The organism is Pseudoduganella sp. R-34 (assembly GCF_049904655.1).
In the GTDB taxonomy this organism is placed as follows: domain Bacteria; phylum Pseudomonadota; class Gammaproteobacteria; order Burkholderiales; family Burkholderiaceae_D; genus Rugamonas.
The window spans coordinates 5,185,149-5,206,529 of record NZ_CP184572.1 but is presented as its reverse complement, the minus strand read 5'-3'; the positions used below and the strand labels follow the sequence as shown (position 1 = coordinate 5,206,529).

Genomic DNA, 21,381 nt, shown 5'->3' with positions numbered 1-21,381 from the left:
ACCGGTTTGAAAGGAAAAAACATGACTCGTATCGCACAAACCTTCGCCGCCCTGAAAGCGCAAAACAAGAAAGCCCTGGTCACCTTCATCACCGCAGGCGACCCGCAGCCCGGCAAAACCGTGGAACTGATGCACGCCCTGGTCGAGGGTGGCGCCGACATTCTCGAACTCGGCATCCCATTCTCCGACCCGATGGCCGAAGGTCCCGTGATCCAGCGCGCCTGCGAGCGTGCGCTGGCCAACGGCGTCGGCATCCGCGACTGCTTCGACTTCGTGCGCGAATTCCGCAAAACCAACACGACCACCCCAGTCGTCCTGATGGGCTACGCCAACCCGATCGAGCGCCTCGGCGCCGACGCCTACATCGACGCCAGCCGCGCCGCCGGTGCCGATGGCGCGATCGTGGTCGATTACCCCCCGGAAGAATGCGAGGAATTCGCCGCCAAGATGCGCGCGGCAGGGCAGGACCTGATCTTCCTGCTGGCCCCGACGTCGACCGAGCAGCGCGTGCAGCAAGTGGCGCGCGTCGGCAGCGGTTTCACGTACTATGTGTCGCTGAAGGGCGTCACCGGCGCCGGCCATATCGATACCGAAGACGTGGCGCGCCGGCTGGACATGATCCGCAAGCACGTCCAGCTGCCGTTGGGCGTCGGTTTCGGCATCCGCGACGGCGCCACGGCCAAGGCTGTGGCTTCGGTGGCCGATGCGGTGGTGATCGGCAGCCGCATCATCCAGGAAATCGAAGCGGCCGGCCCGGAAAATGCTGCAAAATCAGTACGATCGTTCGTTTCCGGCATTCGCCAGGCACTCGACGAAAACCGTTGATTTGAGAGCAATGTTCTGCCTGTTTTGTTCGACAGGACAGGCAGAACCGGCTACACTTCCGGCCTAAGTTAGTGCAAGAGGAGAAATTTATGAGCTGGTTGGAAAAATTGCTGCCACCGCGCATCCAGCGCTCGGAAGCTGCCGCTCGCAAGACAATGCCTGAAGGCCTGTGGGTGAAATGCCCATCCTGCGAGGCAGTGCTGTACCGTACCGACCTCGAGTCGAACCTGCACGTCTGCCCCAAGTGCGACCACCACATGCGTATCCGCGCCCGCGAGCGCCTGGATGCACTGCTGGACGCCGGCGGCCGTTATGAAATCGGCCAGGAGACCCTGCCGGTCGATACGCTGAAGTTCAAGGACAGCAAGAAATACCCTGATCGCCTGAAGCAGGCGATGGAAGCCACCGGTGAAACCGACGCCCTGATCGCGATGGGCGGCTCGATCATGAGCCTGCCGGTTGTGGTGGCTTGCTTCGAATTCGAATTCATGGGCGGCTCCATGGGTTCCGTGGTGGGCGAACGCTTTGCCCGCGCGGCCCAGGTGGCGCTGGAGCAGAAGGTGCCGTTCATCTGCGTGACCGCCACCGGCGGCGCACGTATGCAGGAAGGCCTGCTGTCGCTGATGCAGATGGCAAAAACCACTGCCATGCTGACCAAGCTGGCCGAGAAGAAGCTGCCGTTCATCTCCGTGCTGACCGACCCGACCATGGGCGGCGTGTCGGCATCGTTCGCCTTCATGGGCGACGTGGTGATGGCCGAGCCGAAGGCGCTGATCGGCTTTGCCGGCCCGCGCGTGATCGAGAATACCGTGCGTGAAAAGCTGCCGGAAGGCTTCCAGCGTTCCGAGTTCCTGCTGACCAAGGGCGCGATCGACATGATCGTGGACCGCCGCCAGATGCGCGAAGAAATCGCACGCCTGCTGGCGCTGATGCAGAACCAGGCCGCGGAAGTGCTGGCCTAAGCTTTACGTCGAGTTTTAAGTATCACCGGCGCGCGCAGCCTCCTGCGCTGCGCGCCCAAAAATCCCTCCCTGGCGATAATGTCCAATCTCCCGAATACCCTCCCTGAATGGCTTGCGCTGATCGAGTCGCGCCATGCCGAAACCGTCATCAACATGGGCCTGGACCGCGTGCGCGCCGTCAAGGAACGCATGGCGCTTGCCTTCAAGTGCCCGGTCATCATGGTGGCCGGCACCAACGGCAAGGGCTCGACCTGCGCCATGCTGGAATCGATCCTGCTGCAAGGCGGCTACCGTGTCGGCCTGTACATCAAGCCGCACTTCCTGCACTTCAATGAGCGTGCGCGCCTGAACGGCGACATGGCCAGCGATGAGCAACTGGTGGAGAGCTTCAATTTCGTGGAACGGGCGCGCGGCGATATTTCGCTGACCTATTTCGAGTTCACCACACTGGCCATCATGCACCTGATGTCGCAGGCGACGCTGGACGTGGTCATCCTGGAAGTTGGCCTGGGCGGCCGCCTGGATGCGGTCAATGTGATCGATGCCGACGTGTCGATCGTGACCAGCGTCGATATCGACCACGTCGATTACCTGGGCGGTACGCGCGAACAGATCGGCTTTGAAAAGGCCGGCATCTTCCGCACCGGCAAGGCAGCGATCTGCAGCGACCCGGTGCCGCCGCAGTCCCTGATCGACCACGCCATGGAAATCGGCGCTGACCTCTGGCTGATGGGCCGCGATTTCAATTATGCGGGCGACAAGCAGCAGTGGAACTACGGCGGCCGGTCGCAGCGCCGCAATTCGCTGGCCTATCCCGGCCTGCGCGGCGCCAACCAGTTGCTGAACGCCTGCGCGGCGCTGGCGGCCCTGGAGGCGCTGAAGATGGAACTGCCGGTTGGCGCGCAGGAGGTGCGTACCGGGCTGGTGATGGTAGAGCTGCCGGGCCGCTTCCAGGTGCTGCCAGGCCGTCCGACGGTGATCTACGACGTGGCGCACAACCCGCACGCGGCGGCGGCGCTGGCGCAGAACGTAGGCAATATGGGCTTCAGCCCATTTACCTTCGCGGTGTTCGGTTCCATGCACGACAAGGATATCGATGGCGTCATCAAGGCCATGGCGCCATGCGTGGACCATTGGTGCCTTACCAATTTGCCATCGCCGCGCGCAGCCGCCGCTTCCGAGCTGGCTGCCAAGGTGCAGCTAATTGAGCCGAAAATGGACGAAAAAACCGTCAATATTTTCGATGATCCAGGCCAGGCATTCGCAAATGCGATGAGCAGGGCAGGCGAGAATGATAGAATTGTGGTCTTTGGATCATTTCTGACTGTCGCCGGCGTCATGGCGGCGAAAAAATCCTCACTCCACTGAGAACATTCCGCATGGGCTTGTTATCGAAATTTGGCAAAAACAAGCAAGATGCTGCTGGTGAAGACAGCGGCTACTACCGCGCGCAGGACGACAGGGCCCTGGACGAAAAGGCCCGTTCCAAGCGCGCATCCAGCGCTGGCGCCGACGCGGCGCCGCGCCGCAATTCCAGCAAAAATTCCCCCGATCCGGTCCTGCCGGAGAAGAAACGCGCCCGCCGTCGCCTGGTAGGCGCGATCGCGCTGGCGCTGGCCGTTGCCATCGGCCTGCCGATGCTGCTCGACTCGGAGCCGAAATCATCGGTGTCCGATATCGCCATCAGCATGCCGTCGAAGGACAAGCCGGGCGAACCGCTGAATGGCGGCCCTGCCGTGGCGCCTGCGCTCGAGCAGCCTGCCCCGGCGCCAGCTCCGGCGGCCAACAAGCCAGTCTCCGCGTCGCCATCGACGCGTACCGTGGCTCCTGTTGCCGCAGCGGGCGCGTCGCTGGATAAAGGCGAAGAGATTGTCCACGTGCCGACCAAGCCGGCCGTGACCGAAACTCCGAAGCCGCCAAAAGCGGCCGAACCGAAAGCGACCGAGCAGAAAGTCGCCAAGGCCGAGGTGAAGCATCCCGAACCGAAGCCTGAACCAAAGAAACCGGAACCTAAACAGGAAGCCAAGCCTGCCCACACTGACGATGCGCGCGCCATGGCTATCCTGGAAGGCAAGCCAGCCGAAGCAGCGCCTTCGACCAAATACGTGGTCAAGGTCGCCGCCTTCGCGACCAAAGACAAAGTGGACGAGCTGCAGCGCAAGCTTGGCGAAGCCGGCATCAAGTCCTATGCGCAGAAAGTCAACACCGCCAACGGCGAATTGACCAGCGTGCGAGTCGGTCCATTCCCGAACAAGGAAGAGGCCGAAAAGGTCAAAGCCAAGCTGGGCAAACTGGGCCTTAGCGGCAACGTGACCCCGGCCTGACTGACGATTTGAGGCTGCGCTGACGTGACGATTTTCGATTACCTGGTTATTTTCGTGCTGATCGCATCCATCGTCATCAGTACCATGCGCGGCCTGGTCAAGGAAGTATTGTCGCTGGCTGGCTGGATCGTTGCCTTCGTCATCGCCAACGTTTACGGTCCATGGCTTGCGCCCATGCTGCCGGAAGCCCTGCCGGGCGAGGTGGTGCGCCTGATCGTTGCCTTCATTGCGCTGTTTATCGGAGTGCTCATCCTCATGGCCTTGTTGACCATGGCAATCAATGCGCTGATCGAAGCCGGCGGCCTGTCGTTCGCCGACCGCGGCCTGGGAGCCCTGTTCGGGCTCGGCCGGGGCATTGTGATTGTGCTGGCCGGCGTCATATTGTGTGGGATGACCTCCATGCCCAAGCAGGAATTCTGGAAAGGCGCGCTGTTGAGTCCCATGGCGGAATCCGGCGTGCGTACCGTAAAACCATTCCTGCCCGCCGCGATGGCGGAGCATGTCCATTTTTAGAATTCTTTAAATCCGCAGCACCAAGTTTAGGAGCACACCATGTGTGGCATCGTCGGCGTCGTATCCCACCAACCAGTCAACCAGATGCTGTATGACGCGCTGCTGCTGTTGCAGCACCGCGGCCAGGATGCGGCAGGCATCGCAACCAACCAAAGCAACACGTTCTCGATGCACAAGGCCAATGGCCTGGTGCGCGACGTGTTCCGTACCCGTAATATGCGTTCGCTGAACGGCAATTCCGGTATCGGCCACTGCCGCTACCCGACCGCCGGTTCCTCCAGCGAAGAAGAAGCGCAGCCGTTCTACGTCAACGCGCCGTTCGGCATCACGCTGGCGCACAACGGCAACCTGACCAACTGGGAACAGCTCAAGGACGAGATGTTCAAGAACGACCGCCGCCACATCAACACCGATTCCGATTCGGAAGTGCTGTTGAACGTGCTGGCGCACGAGATCCAGAAAGCCTCCACGGACGTCACCCTGACCCCGGCCAACATCTTCCAGGCGGTGACGGTGCTGATCAAGCGCGTGCGCGGCGGCTATGCCGCGGTGGCGCAGATCGCAGGCAGCGGCATGCTGGCCTTCCGCGACCCGAACGGCATCCGCCCGCTGTGCCTGGGGGCGAACGAAACCGCCGACGGCACCGAATACATGATCGCATCCGAATCCGTCGCGCTGGAAGGCATGGGCTTCCGCTTCGTGCGCGACGTGTTGCCGGGTGAAGCGATCTTCATCGACAACGACAACCAGCTGCATGCGCAGATCTGCGCCGCTGCGCCAAAACTGAATCCATGCGTGTTCGAATATGTCTACCTGGCGCGTCCCGACTCGGTGATTGACGGCGCCTCGGTCTACAACACCCGCCTGAAGATGGGCGAATACCTGGCCGACAAGATCAAGCGCGAAGGCCTGGCCGAAGGCGTGGACGTCGTGATGCCTATCCCTGACTCTTCGCGTCCTGCCGCGATCCAGCTGGCGATGCGCCTGGGTGTGGATTACCGCGAAGGCTTCATCAAGAACCGCTACATCGGCCGCACCTTCATCATGCCGGGCCAGGCAATGCGTAAGAAATCCGTGCGCCAGAAGCTGAACGCCATCGGCGACGAATTCAAGGACAAGGTCGTGCTGCTGGTGGACGATTCGATCGTGCGTGGCACCACCTCGCGCGAGATCGTGCAAATGGCGCGCGAAGCCGGCGCCAAGAAAGTGATCTTCGCCTCCGCCGCACCGCCAGTGCTGTACCCGAACGTGTACGGCATCGACATGCCGACCCGCGACGAACTGATCGCCCACGGCCGCACGCTGGACGAAATCTGCAAGGAAATCACCGCCGACGCGCTGGTCTATCAGGACCTGGAAGATCTGAAGAAATCGATCGCCGACGTGAACCCGGCGTTGACCGAGTTCGAGGCCTCCTGCTTCGACGGCAAGTACATCACCGGCGACGTGTCGGCCGAGTACCTGGACCGCATCGAACAGGCGCGCCACAACCCGACCAAGGCCAAGGTTGCCGAAGACGCGGCACGCACGCAACTGAACCTGAACACTGCTACGACGGAATCCTGATGAAGAACTACGGCTTCACGACGACCATCCTGCACAACGACCGCCAGAAAGGCATCGAACACGGCTCCCTGCATAAGCCGATCCATACCTCGGTGACGTTCGGCTACGCCGACGCGCGCCAGCTGGCGTCGGTGTTCCAGGGCAAGGAGCCGGGCTTCCGCTACGGCCGCCAGGGCAACCCGACGGTTGCCGCGCTGGAGGACAAGGTCAGCAAGATGGAGCAGGGCGTGGGCACGATCTGCTTTGCCACGGGCATGGGCGCCATCGGCGCCGTGTTCCAGGCGCTGCTGCGTGCCGGCGACCATGTCGTGTCGTCGTCGTTCCTGTTCGGGAATACCAACTCGCTGTGGCAGACCGTGGCGGGGCAGGGCGTGGGCGTGGACTTTGTCGACGCCACCGACGTGGCAAACGTAGCCGCGGCGCTGAAGCCAGAAACCCGCATGGTGTTCGTGGAGACCATCGCCAACCCGCGCACCCAGATCGCCGACCTCAAACGCATCGGTGAACTGTGTGCCGCGCGCGGTATCCTGTACATCGTCGACAACACGATGACGTCGCCCTACCTGTTCCGGCCGAAGGACGTGGGCGCGGGCCTGGTGGTGAATGCGCTGACCAAATCCATCGGCGGCCATGGCAACGCTCTGGGCGGCGCGCTGACCGACACCGGCGCTTACGACTGGACCAGGTTCCCGAATATCTTCGAGAACTACAAGAAAAATCCAGCGGTGCAGTGGGGCCTGGTGCAAATCCGCGCCAAGGCGCTGCGCGATTTCGGCGCATCGCTGGCGCCGGAAGCTGCACACCATATCGCCGTCGGCGCCGAAACGCTGGCACTGCGCATGGACCGCACGTCGGCCAACGCGCGCGCCCTGGCCGAAATGCTGGAAGCCGACGAGCGCGTGGCAGCCGTGTACTACCCGGGCCTCAAATCGCACCCGCAGCATGGCATCGCAGCGGAGCTGTTCAAGGACTTCGGCTCGTTGCTGAGCTTCGAGCTGAAGGAGGGCATCGACTGCTTCGACTACCTCAACAAGCTGAAGCTCGCGATCCCGACTTCCAACCTCGGCGACACGCGTACGCTGGTGATCCCGGTCTCGCACACCATCTTCTACGAGATGGGCCCCGAACGCCGCGCTTCGATGGGTATCGCCGAGAGCCTGATTCGCGTCTCCGTCGGCATCGAAGATACCGCCGACCTGATCGCCGACTTCAAGAACGCATTGGATTAAGAAACGAAAGTCGGGGTCAGGTCTGGCAATCCGCCACGTTTTTCGCCATGCGAAAAACGTGGCGGATTGCCAGACCTGACCCCGACTTTTATTTAGTACGGGACGCCGAAGATGGCGCTGAAGCGGGCCTTTTGTTCGGCGGTCGCGGCCGGATCGCGCAGCAGGTAGGTTTCCAGCATGCCGAATTGCTCAAGGCGCAGGCCGATCTCCTTGAATAGCGGGCTCAGATCCGGCGCCTTGCTGGTGGCGACGATGTTGTTCAGCAGCGGGTCGAGGTCGACGCCGCTGATCGCCTTGCCGATGCGGACAATATCGGCCTGGTCGTATTGCTTGCCCTTGCGCCCGAACTCCTTGTACATCTCGTTCAGCAGCGTGTCGAGGCTGACCTTGCCCTTGCTGGCCTTGCGCAGTTCGACGTCCATCGCCAGGCCGGCGATCGTGCCGCCGCCGTAGACCAGCAGCCAGTTGCGGTGCTTGTCCTTCACCGCTTCGCGTACGGTGACGGTCAAGCCTTGCACGTTGCGCGCGACGTTCTGGCCGCGTGCGAGATTTTCCAGCTGCTGGATCAGCATGCTGCGGTCCATCAGCTTGTTGCGCGCCATGGTGATCACGGTGACGTAGTCGTTCACCCCTTCCTTGAACCACTCTTCGCTTTCGTTCTTCGGCACCAGCGAGTGGCCATCCCAGAAATGGGCCAGTTCGTGCGCCATTACCTTGCCCCAGATCGGACGGGCGACTTCGCTGCCGTCGTCTTTCAGGTATTGGCTGAAGGAGCCGGCAAACGCACCGCCGTCGCCGCTATCGCCCTGGTTGATCACGATCAGGAAGCGGTCGGCGACCGGTCCGCGGCCATACAGCTTCTGGTAGCTGTTCATCTGCTTGTCGATCATGGAGATGAAGGCGTCGCGCCGCTTCCAGTACTGCTTGCCCATCACCAGCGTCATTTCAACACCGCCCGCCTTGAAGGTTTCCGCGTGAGCCGTGCCGAAGAAGAAGGCGTTGTTCACCAGTTCACGCCGCGACTCGACCAAAAAGGTGCCCGGCTTGCCGGTGCTGCGCCAAGGCGTATTGGCTTTCCATCCTATCGGCAGGTCGAATGTGACTTCGGTTTGCCCGAGCATTTTCTCGCCGGGGACGATGAACAAGGGATAGCCGACCGACATCAAGCCTTCGTCGGTGTGATAGGACACTTCTTCGTTCCCGCCCGGCCATTGGTATTTGTCGTGCTCCAGCCGGATGTCGTAAGACAGGCGCAGGCGGCGGTCGCCGTCCACGTCGTATTCGCCTTCGCCCTTGTCTTTCAGGACGACGGCATTGCCGGCCATGTCGTGCACTTGCAGTTTTTCGATCAGGTCGGCCTGGCCGTTTTTGAGCTGCGGTATCGGCATGCAGTTGAACAGCGCGAGGTCGCGGCCCTCGACCCAGACGTCGGCTTCGACGTGGGCGCGTTTGGCATCCTTGTCGATGCTGAGGCGGTAGTGGTTGGCCTGGTTGTCGAAGGCGAACGCGGATTGCGCCGCCAGCATCGCAGCTGCGATGCAGAAAGGCTTGAACATCAAATCTCCCCGGTTGTGGTGTGCTTTTTGTGACTGTAAGTGAGCGCAGCCACCCGGGGAGCGTGGCTGCGACGAAATGCAGGATTGGCTAGACAGGCTGCAGGTTTAGCGTAGCGCTTTTTCCACAACGGCCTTCATGGCAGGCATGGCGCAGCGCAGCGCTGCGTGGCCACAGTCGGTGTCAAGCACGGTGGCTTCTTCCTTGCGCAGCTTGGAGAAGGCGATTGCCGGCCCAGGGTTGACCAAGTGGTCTTGGGCTGCATTGATCGGGACCAGTCGCGCCTTGATGCGCGGCGCCGCGTCTTCCAGCTTGCCGCCCTGGGCGATATCGTGGCCCAGTACAGCGCGGATCTGCCAGAGGGAATTGTTGGCGTCAGTGCCGTCAGGATCGGAGGCCTGGCTCTCGCGGAAGAATTTTTCAAAGTCCTTCGGCGCGGTGCGTGCGCTGCGATGCGCCGGGCTGTCGAAGTTCATTGCGAACAGCAGGTTATACATTGGCAGCGCCGGGTTCTGGGCATAGCGGCCGCCTGCGTAGGCTGGCTCGTCAAGTACCGACTTTTCAACGATGCGCAGGAACAGCATGTCGGACGATGTCAGTCGCGGTGTGCCCGCGATGGGAATGGCTACGTCCATGAAGCCCGGGTAGCTGGCGGCCCATTGGAAGGCCTGCATGCCGCCCATCGAGTAGCCCATGACGGCGTGAAGGTGCTTGATGCCCAGTTTTTCGGTCAGGAGCTTGTGCTGGCTGGCGACCATGTCGCGTACCGAGAACTGCGGAAAGGAGGGGCCGGGTTGGGTCTTGCTGTTTGAAGGGGAGCAGGATACGCCATTGCCCAGTGCATCGACCACGATCACGTACCATGGCGCCGGATCGAACAGGGCGCCGCTTTGCAGCATCCCTGCCGCATCGCGGCTGGTGCCGGTGTGCCAGGTCGTGAACAGGATGACGTTTGATTTGTCAGCGTTCAGGGTGCCGAAAGTACGGTAGCCGATCGAGCAATCGTTGATGGTGGCTTTGTTTTCAAGCTGCAGGTCGCCCATGTTGGCGAACTGCTGTTGCGGGGCGGCGGCGTATGCGGTGGAAATGGACAGCGCCAAGGCGCACAGGATCGAGCTGATACGGCGGACGTGCATGTGATCTCCTCTCCTTTTTTCGATGCAAGAAGGATAACTCGAGCGGCCCTTGTCTTGGAACCCGAGTGCGACAGAATGCAGAAATGGGGGCGCAGGCTGGCTTAAAACGGCGCGCGGGCCAGCGGAGGGGCAGGGATTGCGCCAGCCGGGCCAGCGCGGGAGAAAGGCCCAGGGCGCACGTCGCACCCCGAGCGCAGGACGGTCTTAGTGCCAGGTTCGCATCAGGCCAACGGCCAGGCCTTCCAGGGCGAAGTCGTCTTCTTCGGTCACTGTGATCACCTTGAAGTCCGGATTTTCCGGCAGCAGTTCGATCTTGCTGCCGGTTTTGCGGTAGGTCTTGACGGTGACATCGTTGCCGATGCGGGCCACCACGACCTGGCCATTGCGGGCGCTGTCGGTCTTTTTCACGGCCAGCAGGTCGCCGTCCATGATGCCGATGTCGCGCATCGATTCACCGCGCACCTTCAGCAGGAAGTCCGGCTTGGCCGAGAACAGCTTGGGGTCGACGCTGTAGGTGGTCTCCAGGTTTTCCTGGGCCAGGATGGGCGAGCCGGCGGCGACGCGGCCGATCAGCGGCAGGGAAACCAGCATGCCGGCCGGGACGGCTGGCATGTCGTCGAATTCGACATTGGCACGAGCGGCCGGGCGCGGCGCTGCTGCACCGGTCGCCGGGCCGCCGAAGTTGCCGGTCAGGCGAATGCCGCGCGAGGTGCCGGCGGTAATTTCGATGGCGCCCTTGCGTTGCAGGGCTTTCAAGTGTTCTTCTGCAGCATTGGCGGACTTGAAGCCAAGCTCCGCCGCGATTTCGGCGCGGGTAGGCGGGAAGCCGGTGCTGTCGATCGCATCCTTGATCAGGTTGAGGATCTGTTCTTGTCGTGCTGTGAGCTTGATCATGGCGCTATGGTGAACTGTGGATATAGACAGTCTGTATTTTTGTACAGTATGAAAGGAATTGCAAGCAAATTTGTTGCAATGACAGAAAATATTCGGCTTAATAATGTTTCGACAACCATTGGAGGGCAGGATGGGACGGTTTGCTTTCTTGCTGGCGGCGGGGATTTCCTTGTTCGGTGCCGTGATTCATTTCGCGGCGCCTTGGCTGGGGCCGGAGTGGTATGCCTTCCTGCAGGCGCCGCCCAAGGTCGTTGCATCAGCCCGCGCCGGGACGTGGTTCGCGCCGGCTGGCGCGGTAGTCATAGGGGCCTTGATGTTGATCTGCTCCTTGTATGCGCTGGCTGGCGCAGGGCGCTTGCGCTGGTTGCCATTTGCGCAAATGGCGCAGGGCACGATTGCTGCGATTTGCCTGCTGCGCGGGCTGCTGGTGGTGCCTTACTTGTACAAATTCCCCGATCGTGTGTGGACGTTTGATGTGGTCGCCTCCCTGGTCTGGCTGGCGGCCGGGCTCGGGTTCCTCGCCGGGATCTTGCAATCGTCTGAGGCGACGCAGCCTGCCATGGCGGCGAGGGGCGAAGCCTCAGGCGATTAAGCCGCAGGCAAGCAGCGCGTCATCCAGCGTTCTTACCCGGAGCAATGCAAGGGCGCAGCTTCCAGGCGGCGTCGACTGGTCCATGCCCCGGCATGCCAGCCCAGCGGGCAGGGGGCTTTGCGCGCCATCAGTAAACCTTGAGCCGGCCGGCAAAGTCTGCTATGCTTGCGGGCTTACCTCTTCCCACACCCGTCTTGACGCCGGGGTGGGCTATATTCACAGTCCTTAAGGGAGTTATTAATGCGTCACTACGAAATCGTATTTATCGTCCACCCGGACCAAAGCGAGCAAGTGCCCGCGATGATCGAACGTTACAAGACCAGCGTGACCTCGCGCGGCGGTAACGTGCACCGTGTTGAAGATTGGGGCCGCCGTCAAATGGCGTACTCGATCCAGAAACTGGCCAAGGCACACTACATCTGCCTGAACATCGAATGCGACAACGAGACCCTGGTTGAGCTGGAAACCGCATTCAAATTCAATGATGCCGTGCTGCGTCACCTGACCGTCAAGATGAAGAAAGCGGAAACCGCTCCTTCCCCGATGATGAAGTCGGTCCAGCGTGAAGACGCGGCCAAGAGCCATCGCGCCGAAGCCCCAGCAGCTCCTGTAGCGGCGTAATTCCTGACAGGAGACGGTCTGTACAACCAGCTCCGGGTTACCGCCCTGATCGCCGAACGGGATGAGATTCGATACACCCCGGCCGGCCTGCCGATTGTGAATGCAAGCTTGCAGCACAGTTCGCAGCAGACAGAGGCAGGCATTGCCCGACTGACCGAGTTTGAAGTCCCTGCCGTTGCGGCAGGTGAGTTGTCAAAACGATTCAGTCAGGCGCCCCTTGGAGGCTTGTACGAGTTCACCGGTTTCCTGGCCAAGAAGAACCGCAATAGCAGAACCCTGGTGTTTCACATCATTGATTTTCGTGCTGTCTAAACAGCGCAATTTTTAAATACAGGAGCCTAAAATGGCATTCGGTAAAAAGTTCGACAAAAACAAGCTCAAGCTGAAAGAAAAGCGCAAGCAACAAAACCCACTGTTCAAGCGCAAGAAGTTCTGCCGCTTCACCGCCGCTGGCGTTGAGCAAGTGGACTACAAAGACGTAGACACCCTGAAAGATTTCATCCAGGAAAACGGCAAGATCATGCCAGCACGCCTGACCGGCACCAAGGCGCACTACCAGCGTCAAGTTGACACCGCGATCAAGCGCGCCCGCTACCTGGCCCTGCTGCCATACACCGATCTGCACCACGCTTAATTAGCGATCAGATCAGAGATCCTGGAGAATTAATATGCAAATCATCCTGCTGGAAAAAGTTGTTAACGTCGGCAACCTGGGCGACGTGGTGAAAGTGAAAGACGGCTACGCCCGTAACTTCCTGATCCCTCAGAAACTGGCACGCCGCGCTACCGCTGCTGCTGTTGCTGAATTCGAAGCCAAGCGCGCCGAACTGGAAAAAGCTGCTGCCGCCAAGCTGGCTGCTGCCCAAGCCCAAGGCGAGAAGCTGAACGGCATGACCGTGACCGTGTCGCAGAAAGCCGGCGTTGACGGCCGCCTGTTCGGTTCCGTGACCAACTTCGACATCGCTGAAGCCCTGACCAAAGCCGGCTTCGCAGTGGAAAAGTCCGCTGTGCGCCTGCCAACCGGTCCTCTGAAGACCACCGGCGAGTTCCCAGTGGCTGTTGCCCTGCACACCGACGTGGTCGCAGAAGTGACCGTGGCTGTTGTTGGCGAAGCTGCTTAATCAGCGTCGTAAATACAGCAAGAAAGCCGGGTTCGCCCGGCTTTTTTTATTTTCAGGGATTATTACGGCGTTGCCGAAGCAGGTATAATGCGCGCCATGAACGCCGCACCCCAGTCCGACCCACAAGTCGATTCCCTCCGCATCCCGCCGCACTCGATCGAGGCAGAGCAATCTGTCATCGGTGGTTTGTTGCGTGACAACGCGGCGTGGGACCGTATTGCGGACTTCATGAATGCGGAAGACTTCTACCGCTACGACCACCGCATCATCTTCGAGCAGATGATTCGCCTGATTAACTCGGGCAAGCCGGCCGACGTGGTGACCGTGTTCGAGGCCCTCAGCATGCTGGGCAAGGCGGAAGAGGTGGGCGGCATGGCCTACCTGAACGCCATGGCGCAGAACACCCCTTCGGCCGCCAATATCCGCCGCTATGCGGAAATCGTGCGTGACCGCGGCGTGCTGCGCAAGCTGATTACCGTGGCCGACGAAGTGTCGGGCAACGCCTTCAGCCCGCAGGGCAAGGACGTGAAGCAGATCCTGGACGAGGCGGAAGCAAAGATTTTCGCCATCGCCGAAGCCGGTTCGCGCGGCGCCGCCGGTTGGCTGCCGGTGCAGCCGCTGCTGACCCAGGTGGTGGAGCGTATCGACGAACTGTATTCGCGCGACTCCAGCTCCGAAATCACCGGCGTGCCGACCGGCTGGACCGACCTGGATAAAATGACTTCCGGCCTGCAGCCTGGCGACATGGTGGTTGTTGCTGGCAGGCCATCAATGGGCAAGACCGCATTTTCCATGAACATCGCCGAAAACGTGGCGGTGGAGGCGGGCCTGCCGGTCGCCGTGTTCTCGATGGAGATGGGCGGCGTGCAGCTGGCCATGCGTATGCTTGGCTCGGTCGGCCTGCTGGACCAGCACCGCCTGCGTACCGGCAAACTGATCGACGAGGATTGGCCGCGCCTGACGCACGCCATCCAGAAAATGAATGAAGCCCAGGTCTACATCGACGAGACCCCGGCACTGAACCCGATCGAGATGCGCGCCCGTGCGCGCCGCCTGGCCCGCCAATGCGGCAAGCTGGGCCTGATCGTGGTCGACTACCTGCAACTGATGCAGGGCAGCCAGCCGGGCGACAACCGCTCGGCCGAGATCTCCGAGATCTCGCGTTCCCTGAAGGGACTGGCCAAAGAGCTGCATTGCCCCGTCATTGCGCTATCCCAGCTGAACCGCTCGCTGGAACAACGTCCCAATAAACGTCCCGTCATGTCCGACCTGCGCGAATCCGGCGCTATCGAGCAGGACGCGGACGTGATCATTTTCCTGTATCGCGACGAAGTCTATAACCCGGACTCGCCGGATAAAGGTACCGCCGAGATCATTATCGGCAAGCAGCGTAACGGTCCAATCGGTGCGGTGCGCCTGACCTGGATCGGTGCGTACACCAAGTTTGGCAATTACACCGGTAACCTGTCGATCTACCAAGGCGACTGATTACCAGGCGGGCCACGCTGGGTGGCCATGCTGCAGTATCTACGAATCAACCAACGGAGAACAAAAATGTTTGGACGCTTGATGCCCTCGGAGGGCAAATTCTTTGACATGTTTAACCAGCATGCCGAACTTTGCGTGAAGGGCGCCAAAGAGATGCTGGGCCTGATGGCCAATTTCGACGACCTGGAAAACCGTGTCCACGCCATCGAAAGCATCGAAAAGCAGGCTGACAAGATCACCTACCAGGCGGTGGACCTGCTGCACAAGACTTTCATCACCCCGCTGGACCGCGACGACATCCACAAGCTGATCACCAAGATGGACGACATCCTGGACCTGATGGAAGACGCCGCCCAGACCGTGTCGCTGTACGACCTGCACTCCGTCACCCCGGAAGCCAAGCGCCTGGCCGAACTGGTCCTGGCCTGCACCGAAAAGGTGAAGGATGCCGTGGCCCTGCTGTCGAACATGGACAATGCGTCCCGGATCGTCGGCATCTGCGAAGAGATCGACCGCCTGGAATCGGACGCCGACCACGTGATGCGCGCTGCCATGTCCAAGCTGTTCCGCGACGAACCGGACGTGCGCAACCTGATCAAGATGAAGGCTATCTACGAGATCCTGGAAACCGTCACCGACCGCTGCGAAGATGTTGCCAACATCATCGAAGGCATCATCGTCGAAAACGCATAATTAAAAAGATCATTTCATGAGCAACCTCGAAATTAGCATCTGGGCGCTGGGGGCACTGGTCTTCCTCGCACTGGTGTTCGACTTCATGAACGGCTTCCACGACGCCGCGAATGCGATCGCCACGGTGGTGTCCACCGGCGTGCTGAAACCGCAGACCGCCGTGATGATGGCTGCCTTTTTCAACTTCATCGCGATATTCGTGGTCGGCCTGAAAGTGGCGACCACCATCGGCAAGGGAACCATCGAACCCTCGGTGATCGACCATTACGTCATCTTCGGCGCGCTGATAGGGGCGATCGTCTGGAACGTGATCACCTGGTACTACGGCATTCCATCCTCGTCCTCGCACGCCCTGATCGGCGGCCTGGTGGGCGCAGCGGTGGCCAAGTCCGGTACCGGCGCGCTGATCTCCGGCGGCTTGATCAAGACCGTGGTGTTCATCGTCGTGGCGCCGCTGCTGGGCTTCGTGCTTGGTTCGCTGATCATGCTGATCGTGTCGTGGGTCTTTGTGAAATCGACCCCGCGCAAAGTTGACGGCTGGTTCCGCCGGCTGCAGCTGCTGTCCGCGGCCGGCTACTCGCTGGGCCACGGCGGCAACGACGCGCAGAAGACCATGGGCATCATCTGGATGCTGCTGATCGCTTCCGGCCATGTGGCTGCCGGCGACGCGGCGCCGCCGGTGTGGGTCATCGTGGCCTGCTACGGCGCGATCTCGTTCGGCACGCTGTTCGGCGGCTGGCGTATCGTCAAGACCATGGGCCAGAAGATCACCAAGCTGAAACCGGTGGGCGGCTTCTGCGCCGAAACCGGCGGTGCGATCACCCTGCTGATGGCGTCCTTCTGGGGCGTTCCCGTCTCCACCACCCACACCATCACCGGCGCGATCGTCGGCGTGGGTTCGGCGCAGAAGATGTCGGCCGTGCGCTGGGGCGTGGCAGGAAATATCGTGTGGGCCTGGATCTTTACCATTCCTGCTTCCGCCTTCGTGGCGGCGGTGGCATGGTGGGTCGGCAAGCACATCATGTAATTCCCGAAGGGGCGCTGCGGCGCCCTTTTATTTTGCTCACAAGTTCTCAAAATTGGGATATATTCTCAATTATGGGAAATTCATTCGAAGACCGCCTGGTGCGGCGCCTGGCCGGCTTGCGCGAAGAGCGCATGCTGTCGCTGGAGGAACTGGCTGCGCAGAGCGGCATCAGCCGCGCTACCTTGTCGCGCCTGGAGCGCGGCGAAACCAGCCCGACGGCGGAAATGCTGGGCAAGCTGTGCGCTGTTTACGGCATGCCGATGTCGCGCCTGATCGCGGAAGTGGAGCAGGCGCCGGTGCAGTTGATCCGCCGCGCCGAGCAGGCCGAGTGGCACGATCCGGCCACCGGATTCGTGCGCCGCATGGTGTCGCCGCCGGCGCGCGGCTTCCGGGCGGAGATGATCGAAGGACGGCTGCCGCCCGGCGCCGTGATCGAATACGCGCAGCCGCCGGTGAATGGCCTGGAGCAGCATATGTGGATGCTGTCGGGGGTGCTGGACTACACCATCGACGGCAGCCTGCACCGGCTGCAGCCGGGCGATTGCCTGCGCTTCCACCTGCATGGTGCGACGCGTTTTTCCTGTCCCGGGCCGGACCAGGCCCATTACCTGATTGCGATATGCGAACCATAGAACAACTGGATGGCGCCGGACTGCTGGCGCACGCCGATCAATTGGCGGAAGTGCTGCGTGCCTGCGTGCTGGCCGGCGCCAGCGTAGGATTCGAACTGCCATGCCCGCGCGAGGAGGCGCGGGCGTTCTGGCTTGGCCTGCATGACGCCGTGGGGCGCGGCGAGCGCCGGCTGTTCATCGTGCGCGGCGCGGACGGGCGGATCGACGGTACGCTGCAACTGGTGCTGGCCGCCATGCCGAACAGCCGCCACCGCGCAGAACTGTCCAAGATGCTGGTGCACCCGCGCGCCCGCCGCCAAGGCGTGGCGCAGGCGTTGGTGCGTCACGCGGAGGCGACAGCGCGTGCCCTGGGCCGCACCCTGATCGTGCTCGACACCTGCAGCGGTGAACCGGCGGAAGGCATGTACCTGAAGCTTGGCTATGAGCGCTGCGGCGAGATCCCGCAATTCGCCACCATGCCGGACGGGCGCCTTGGCGCGACGACTTTCATGTACAAGCTGCTGCCGGGCGAGGCGGATGCGCTGGCGTTGACAGCGAAACTGGATGGCACGCTGCAGGCGATCACCGGCGACAGCGGCCGCACGCTTTAGGCCGGGTCGTGGCAGACCACGCACAGCTTGTTGCCGTGCGGGTCGCGGAAGTAGGCGCCGTAATAGTCGGGATGGTAGTGCGGTCGCAGGCCGGGCGGCCCTTCGCAGCTGCCGCCATGGGCCAGCGCCGCGGCGTAGGCGGCGTCGACGACCGCTCGCGATGGCGCCGCCAGGGCCACCATCTGGCCGTTGCCGGCGCCTGCCGCTTGGCCGTCGAACGGGCGGCCGACCAGGAATAGCGGACGGCCGCCTTGTGCCGGCTGCCAGCCGGCCCAGGGCCGCGTATCGTCGCGGAAGCGCAGCTTGTGGCCCAAGGCCGCCATCACGGCGCCATGGAAGCGGAAGGCTGCCTCGAAATCGGCGGCACCCAGAAAGATGTGGGAGATCATTTGATGCACACCTGGCGCACGGCCTTGATATCGGTAATACCCAGCAGGACCTTTTCGATCCCGTCCATTTTCAAAGTCAGCATGCCGTCTTCCAGCGCGGCCGCCAGCAACTGCGCGACGCGCGCATGCTCCTGCAGCAGCTTTTTCACGCGGTCGGTGCCGATCATCAATTCGTGCAGGCCGACGCGGCCGCGGTAGCCCTTGTTGCACTGTTCGCAGCCGACCGGCCGGTATAGCGTGAAGCGGCCTTCGGCGTCGGCATAGCGCTCGCGCCAGCCGGCCACTACCTGCTGGCGCGCGGCCAGCGCGTCACGCTGGAACGCGGAAGTGTTCTGCAGTTCTTCGCAGTATTCAGACAGCAGCAGGTCGAGTTCCGCTTCGCCCGGCTGGTAAGCCTCCTTGCAATTGCCGCACAAGCGCTTGGCCAGGCGCTGCGCCAGGATGCCGAGCAGCGCATCGGCGAAATTGAACGGGTCCATGCCCATGTCGAGCAGGCGCACCACCGATTCCGGCGCGCTGTTGGTGTGCAGGGTGGAGAACACCAGGTGGCCGGTCAGCGAAGCTTCGATGCCCATGCTGACGGTTTCCTTGTCGCGCATCTCGCCGACCATAATGATGTCCGGGTCGGCGCGCAGGAAGGCGCGCATCACGGTGGAAAATTCCAGGCCGGCCTTGCGGTTGACCTGCACCTGGCGCAAGCCTTTCTGCGTGATCTCCACCGGGTCTTCCGCGGTCCAGATCTTGGTTTCGGGCGTGTTCAGGTAGTTCAGCACCGAGTGCAGGGTGGTGGTCTTGCCGGAACCGGTCGGGCCGCATACGAAGAACAGGCCGTAGGGCTTTTCCACCGTGGCGCGCAGGCGGTCCAGGTTGGCCGGCAGCACGCCCAGCTTGTCGAGCGGGATCGGCTCGCCTGCCGCCAGGATACGCATCACCACGTCTTCGACGCCGCCGGCCGAAGGGATGGTGGCCACCCGCAATTCGATGTCGAGCGGGCCGTATTTCTTGAATTTGATCTTGCCATCCTGCGGCTTGCGGCGCTCGGAAATATCGAGGTCGCACATGATCTTGATGCGCGCCACCATGGCGGCCCGGTAGGAGGCTGGGATTTCGATGTAGGGCACCAGCACCCCGTCCTTGCGGAAGCGGATGCCGGTCTTGCCCTTGCCCGGCAGCGGTTCGATATGGATGTCCGACACGCCCTGGCGGTGCGCGTCGACGATGATCTTGTTGAGCAGCTTGACCAGCTCGTTCTCGACCGCTTCCGATACCTCCTGCGGCGCCTCGACGTCGCTGTCGCCATCCTCGCCCATGCCGGACAGCAGTTCGTCCACGCTGGTGGCATCGCCGGTGCCGAAGAACTGCCCCAGGGTCTGTGTGAATTCGGCGCGCGTGGTGACGCGATAGTTGACGTGCACGCGCGGGAACACCTGGTTGACGATGTGCGACTGCATCACGCGGTCTGGGTCGATGGTCAGCACCAGCAGGCCGTCGCGGTTCTCCTCCAGTGGCAGCCAGCCCGACTCCTCAAGGTATTGCAGCGGCAGCTTTTTCAGCAGGTCGACCGGCCGCACGCGGTCGGGCCGCGCCGGCTCGTACGGGATGGTGTAGTACTTGGACAGCGCTGCGCCGAGGACGGCGGGCTTGACGTGGAAGTCCTGCACCAGCACCGCTTCCACATCGGCTTCCTTCTCGCGCGCGGTGCGCAGGGCTTGCTCCAGTTCCTGCGCCGACAGCACGCTGTCGGCCACCAGCGCATCGTAGCGGGTGCGCGGCAGCGGGGCCGGTTTCAGGCGCTGGCTGAAGGCCACGGCCAGGGTGTCGCCCAATTGGCGCACGCCTTCCAGCGCGATGGACGAGAAGGGCTGGCCGTTGCGCGTATTGATGAACTGGACCACGCCCAGCAGGCGGTCATGGGCCATCGCCACCAGCGGCGCCACCAGCATCTGGCGCGTGCGGTAGCCGGTGCGCTGGTCGACGCCCTGCTGGAAGTGCAATTCGGGCGAAATGCGGCGCAATTCGTCGGCGTCATAGACGTCGCGGATGTTCAGCGTCTGGCGCGTCATGGCGACGTAGCCGGCAATGCTGGAAGCGTTGATGGCCAGCTTGAGGTCGCGGAAGCTGGTCATGCCGGTCTTCACCTTGGAGACGATATAGTTCTTCTCGTCGTTCATCGCATACAGGGTGAAGCGGTCGCATTCGAACAGGTCGCAGAACTCCATGCCCAGGTCGAGCATGATTTCGTCCAGGTTGCTGGTGGCGTGGATCTTGGTGGTGACGGCTTGCAGCTTGCGGAAGAAGGCCAGGCGACGTTCGGTTTCGGCGCTGGAACTGGTATCAGGCAGTTGGTCGGTTTCGCTCATGCTTGCGGGCTCAAAGGTTGACTTCCAGTCCCTCGTAGGCGAGGAACACTTGCAGGCCGTCCAGTTGCCCGGCGTGGCGCGCCATGGCGTCGGCGAAAACGGCTTCGAGCTCGTCGTCGCTGCGGGTCGGTTCGTGGTGGGTGCAGTACAGGCGGCGCACGCCGCAGCGCAGCGCCAGCGCCAGGGCGCTGTCGAAAGTGCCGTGGCCCCAGCCTACTTTGGACGGATATTCCTCGCGCGTGTAGGAGCAGTCGGCAATCAGCGCATCGACGCCCTGCACCATGGCATCGATGGCGGCTACGTGTTCGGCGCTGCCGGGCGGCTCGTGGTCGCCGGTGAAGAACAGCGACTTGCCGTTGCACTCGATGCGGTAGCCAAGGTCCGTCACCGGGTGGTTCATCAGCGCGTGGCGCACGCGGGCATCGCCTACCTCGACCGCATCGCCCGGCTCCAGCGTGCGGTACTCGATGGTTGCGCCCATCTGCGCTTCGCCGACCGGGAAGTAGCTGTACTGCAGCTGGACCCCCATCACGTGCTCGATGCCCTTGCCGCTGGCCGGATCGCCGGCGCCGTGCAGGCGCACCCGGCTGTCTTTCAGGAACAGGGGAGAGAAGAAGGGCAGTCCGTGGATGTGGTCCCAGTGGCTATGGCTGATGAACAGGTTGGCTTCGATCGGGCGCCTGGCATCGGCCAGCAGGGATTGCGCCAGCGGAAACAGGCCGGTGCCGGCGTCCAGCACGATCAGGGTGCCGTCGTCGCTGCGTACTTCAATGCAAGTGGTGTTGCCGCCGTAGCGCACCGTACGAGGCCCGGGCGCCGGGATGGAGCCGCGCACGCCCCAGAACTTGAATTTCATCACGGGTCC

At 62.2% G+C, this 21,381-nt stretch carries 23 protein-coding genes; 17 read left to right on the top strand and 6 right to left on the bottom strand.

Annotated elements, in window-relative coordinates:
• Window positions 1–21 precede the first annotated feature (21 nt).
• From trpA to ACN9MW_RS23875, 7 genes are all read left to right on the top strand, one after another.
• The gene (trpA, locus tag ACN9MW_RS23905; protein WP_426163398.1) at window positions 22–825 is read left to right on the top strand and encodes a tryptophan synthase subunit alpha; all 804 of its coding nucleotides are present in this window, start codon (window positions 22–24) and stop codon (window positions 823–825) included.
• Between the two features lie 89 nt (window positions 826–914).
• Entirely contained in the window at window positions 915–1,787 is an 873-nt protein-coding gene (gene accD / locus ACN9MW_RS23900; RefSeq protein ID WP_090439030.1) for an acetyl-CoA carboxylase, carboxyltransferase subunit beta, read from the top strand.
• A 78-nt stretch (window positions 1,788–1,865) separates the two neighbouring features.
• Window positions 1,866–3,155 (top strand): bifunctional tetrahydrofolate synthase/dihydrofolate synthase, encoded by a 1,290-nt coding sequence (gene folC, locus ACN9MW_RS23895; protein ID WP_426163395.1) that lies wholly within the window; start codon window positions 1,866–1,868, stop codon window positions 3,153–3,155.
• An 11-nt stretch (window positions 3,156–3,166) separates the two neighbouring features.
• Complete coding sequence (locus ACN9MW_RS23890; RefSeq protein ID WP_426163393.1) at window positions 3,167–4,111, top strand: SPOR domain-containing protein; 945 nt, start codon at window positions 3,167–3,169, stop codon at window positions 4,109–4,111.
• A 24-nt stretch (window positions 4,112–4,135) separates the two neighbouring features.
• Window positions 4,136–4,624, top strand: a complete 489-nt coding sequence (locus tag ACN9MW_RS23885) for a CvpA family protein (protein ID WP_426163391.1) — start codon at window positions 4,136–4,138, stop codon at window positions 4,622–4,624.
• Between the two features lie 39 nt (window positions 4,625–4,663).
• Entirely contained in the window at window positions 4,664–6,190 is a 1,527-nt protein-coding gene (gene purF / locus ACN9MW_RS23880; protein ID WP_426163389.1) for an amidophosphoribosyltransferase, read from the top strand.
• Complete coding sequence (locus tag ACN9MW_RS23875; protein WP_426163387.1) at window positions 6,190–7,419, top strand: cystathionine gamma-synthase family protein; 1,230 nt, start codon at window positions 6,190–6,192, stop codon at window positions 7,417–7,419. Before purF ends, ACN9MW_RS23875 begins: the two co-directional genes overlap by 1 nt.
• Window positions 7,420–7,511: 92 nt before the next feature.
• Here ACN9MW_RS23875 and ACN9MW_RS23870 read toward each other — a convergent pair whose 3' ends face one another.
• From ACN9MW_RS23870 to lexA, 3 genes are all read right to left on the bottom strand, one after another.
• Window positions 7,512–8,975: a hypothetical protein gene (locus ACN9MW_RS23870; protein ID WP_426163385.1), complete on the bottom strand. Its 1,464-nt coding sequence runs from the start codon at window positions 8,973–8,975 to the stop codon at window positions 7,512–7,514.
• A gap of 105 nt (window positions 8,976–9,080) precedes the next feature.
• Window positions 9,081–10,109 (bottom strand): alpha/beta fold hydrolase, encoded by a 1,029-nt coding sequence (locus tag ACN9MW_RS23865; RefSeq protein ID WP_426163383.1) that lies wholly within the window; start codon window positions 10,107–10,109, stop codon window positions 9,081–9,083.
• Between the two features lie 204 nt (window positions 10,110–10,313).
• Window positions 10,314–11,003, bottom strand: coding sequence for a transcriptional repressor LexA (gene lexA / locus ACN9MW_RS23860; RefSeq protein ID WP_426163381.1), 690 nt, complete (start codon window positions 11,001–11,003; stop codon window positions 10,314–10,316).
• Between the two features lie 130 nt (window positions 11,004–11,133).
• Here lexA and ACN9MW_RS23855 point away from each other — a divergent pair, with 130 nt between their 5' ends.
• The 10 genes from ACN9MW_RS23855 to ACN9MW_RS23810 all read left to right on the top strand — a co-directional run bounded on the left by ACN9MW_RS23855 (window position 11,134) and on the right by ACN9MW_RS23810 (window position 17,767).
• Window positions 11,134–11,595: a hypothetical protein gene (locus ACN9MW_RS23855; RefSeq protein ID WP_426163379.1), complete on the top strand. Its 462-nt coding sequence runs from the start codon at window positions 11,134–11,136 to the stop codon at window positions 11,593–11,595.
• 240 nt (window positions 11,596–11,835) lie between these two features.
• Entirely contained in the window at window positions 11,836–12,216 is a 381-nt protein-coding gene (gene rpsF / locus ACN9MW_RS23850) for a 30S ribosomal protein S6 (RefSeq protein WP_426163377.1), read from the top strand.
• A gap of 18 nt (window positions 12,217–12,234) precedes the next feature.
• Window positions 12,235–12,528, top strand: a complete 294-nt coding sequence (priB, locus tag ACN9MW_RS23845) for a primosomal replication protein N (protein WP_028104934.1) — start codon at window positions 12,235–12,237, stop codon at window positions 12,526–12,528.
• A gap of 31 nt (window positions 12,529–12,559) precedes the next feature.
• Complete coding sequence (rpsR, locus tag ACN9MW_RS23840; protein WP_057259638.1) at window positions 12,560–12,850, top strand: 30S ribosomal protein S18; 291 nt, start codon at window positions 12,560–12,562, stop codon at window positions 12,848–12,850.
• 34 nt (window positions 12,851–12,884) lie between these two features.
• Window positions 12,885–13,337: a 50S ribosomal protein L9 gene (rplI, locus tag ACN9MW_RS23835; RefSeq protein WP_055931250.1), complete on the top strand. Its 453-nt coding sequence runs from the start codon at window positions 12,885–12,887 to the stop codon at window positions 13,335–13,337.
• Window positions 13,338–13,433: 96 nt separating this feature from the next.
• Window positions 13,434–14,825: a replicative DNA helicase gene (locus ACN9MW_RS23830; RefSeq protein ID WP_130312785.1), complete on the top strand. Its 1,392-nt coding sequence runs from the start codon at window positions 13,434–13,436 to the stop codon at window positions 14,823–14,825.
• Window positions 14,826–14,891: 66 nt separating this feature from the next.
• Window positions 14,892–15,518: a DUF47 domain-containing protein gene (locus ACN9MW_RS23825; protein ID WP_426163373.1), complete on the top strand. Its 627-nt coding sequence runs from the start codon at window positions 14,892–14,894 to the stop codon at window positions 15,516–15,518.
• Between the two features lie 16 nt (window positions 15,519–15,534).
• Entirely contained in the window at window positions 15,535–16,545 is a 1,011-nt protein-coding gene (locus ACN9MW_RS23820) for an anion permease (protein WP_426163371.1), read from the top strand.
• 71 nt (window positions 16,546–16,616) lie between these two features.
• A complete protein-coding gene (locus tag ACN9MW_RS23815; RefSeq protein ID WP_426163369.1) occupies window positions 16,617–17,177 on the top strand; it encodes a helix-turn-helix domain-containing protein in 561 nt (186 codons plus the stop codon).
• A complete protein-coding gene (locus tag ACN9MW_RS23810) occupies window positions 17,165–17,767 on the top strand; it encodes a GNAT family N-acetyltransferase (protein WP_426163367.1) in 603 nt (200 codons plus the stop codon). The genes ACN9MW_RS23815 and ACN9MW_RS23810 overlap by 13 nt, the downstream gene beginning before the upstream one ends.
• Here the strand turns inward: ACN9MW_RS23810 and ACN9MW_RS23805 are convergent.
• From ACN9MW_RS23805 to ACN9MW_RS23795, 3 genes are read right to left on the bottom strand one after another with little or no spacing between them, the layout of a single operon-like run.
• A complete protein-coding gene (locus ACN9MW_RS23805; RefSeq protein ID WP_426163365.1) occupies window positions 17,764–18,156 on the bottom strand; it encodes a VOC family protein in 393 nt (130 codons plus the stop codon). The two genes, ACN9MW_RS23810 and ACN9MW_RS23805, sit on opposite strands and share 4 nt — an antisense overlap.
• Window positions 18,153–20,516: a GspE/PulE family protein gene (locus ACN9MW_RS23800; RefSeq protein ID WP_426163362.1), complete on the bottom strand. Its 2,364-nt coding sequence runs from the start codon at window positions 20,514–20,516 to the stop codon at window positions 18,153–18,155. Before ACN9MW_RS23800 ends, ACN9MW_RS23805 begins: the two co-directional genes overlap by 4 nt.
• Before the next feature lie 10 nt (window positions 20,517–20,526).
• Window positions 20,527–21,372: an MBL fold metallo-hydrolase gene (locus tag ACN9MW_RS23795; protein ID WP_426163360.1), complete on the bottom strand. Its 846-nt coding sequence runs from the start codon at window positions 21,370–21,372 to the stop codon at window positions 20,527–20,529.
• Window positions 21,373–21,381 lie beyond the last annotated feature (9 nt).